Origin of the sequence: Megasphaera paucivorans (assembly GCF_900103535.1) — a bacterium.
Taxonomy (GTDB): Bacteria; Bacillota; Negativicutes; order Veillonellales; family Megasphaeraceae; genus Megasphaera_A; species Megasphaera_A paucivorans.
The window spans coordinates 1-1,571 of the sequence record NZ_FNHQ01000071.1 but is presented as its reverse complement, the minus strand read 5'-3'; the positions used below and the strand labels follow the sequence as shown (position 1 = coordinate 1,571).

General features: G+C 39.8%; 1 protein-coding gene and 1 pseudogene. Both read left to right on the top strand.

The genetic code is table 11. The features are described 5' to 3' along the window. Window positions 1-689 (top strand): annotated as a pseudogene (locus tag BLR11_RS14545) (GntP family permease); the annotation flags it as partial. A 37-nt stretch (window positions 690-726) separates the two neighbouring features. Further along, window positions 727-1,571, top strand: an 845-nt coding sequence (locus BLR11_RS13860) for a malonate decarboxylase subunit alpha (protein ID WP_176763023.1), incomplete at its 3' end; no start/stop codon positions are given.

Sequence of the window (1,571 nt, the reverse complement as noted above, 5' to 3'; positions counted from 1 at the left end):
CGGTACTTATTGTTAATTTCTTGGTTACTCAGTTTGTCGTTTGGAATCCGGCTATCCTAGATGCCTTTAAAGAAATGAAAGGTGTTCCTCTCGTTGTGGGGGATGTAAAAAATGTAGCCAGTATATGGGCGTTGATTATAGCTCTTGTAGTCGGCATTTTCTTAGCATTGCTTATAGGGCGCAAAGAAGTTAGAAATGTGCATGCACTTACAAAAGTGTTAAATGCGGGAGCTATTGGTTCTTTGCTAGCTATTATGAATACAGCTTCAGAAGTTGGTTATGGCAATGTTATTTCACAGCTTCCTGGTTTTCAACATGTTGCACATGCATTAATGAGTATCCAGATAGGTGGGACTCCCTTAGTATCGGAAGCGGTTAGTGTTACTACTTTAGCAGGTATTACGGGATCTGCATCCGGTGGTATGGCTATTGCACTTGAATTAATGTCTAAGCAATGGATGGCATGGGCACAGCAAATCGGCATGGGACCGGAAATTCTTCACCGCGTGGCTTCCATGGCCTCCGGCGGGTTAGATACGTTGCCTCATAATGGCGCAGTTATTACACTGCTTGCTGTTTGTGGATTAACACATCGAGATTCATATAAAAATATATTTGCAATTACACTGTTAAAAACCTTTGCTGTTTTTGTTATTATTATGGTTTATTCAGTAACAGGTATTCATTAAATGTAATGATTTACATTAAAGATAGGAGGGCATTATTATGACGAAATTTGTAACTGCCTTAGAAGCAGTCAAACATATTCCGGACGGAGCGACTATTGCAACTTCCGGATTTGTAGGTGGACTTGTTCCGGAAGCGATTTTAAAAGCTATGAAAAAATCTTTTTTAGAAACCGGGAGTCCTAAAAATCTTACATCTATATTTGCAGCAGGACAAGGTGATGGTAAAGATCGCGGATTAAATCACCTAGGAGAGGAAGGATTGCTGAAACGTGTTATCGGGGGGCATTTTAATCTAAGCCCCCGCATTGGAGCTTTGGCAATGAATAATAAAATTGAAGCGTATAATTTTCCGCAGGGAACGTTATCACAATTGTTTAGATCCATAGCGGGCCGCAGACCCGGAATTATTACAAAGATTGGTCTTGGTACATTTGTGGATCCTCGATTGGAAGGCAGAAAGCTGAATAAAAAAACAACGGAAAATTTGGTGGAAGTTATTGAATTAAACGGAGAAGAATGGTTATGGTACAAAGCTGTAAAAATTGATGTGGCGATCATAAGAGGTACAACAGTAGATCAAGACGGAAATATTACAACTGAACAAGAAATAGGCAGCGGTGAAATATTATCTATTGCTGAAGCGGCAAGGGCTTGCGGTGGAATTGTTATTGCTCAAGTTAAACAAGTTGCTTCTCGCGGAACACTGGATCCTAAAATGGTAAAAGTTCCAGGTGTATTAGTAGATTATGTTGTTAAAGCCGATCAAGAAGATCATCTTATGACTTGGGATTATGCTTTTACTCCATTATTGAATGGAGATTTACGGGTACCGGTGGATTCCTTGGTTCCTATGAAACTAGACAATCGTAAAATTATTGCCCG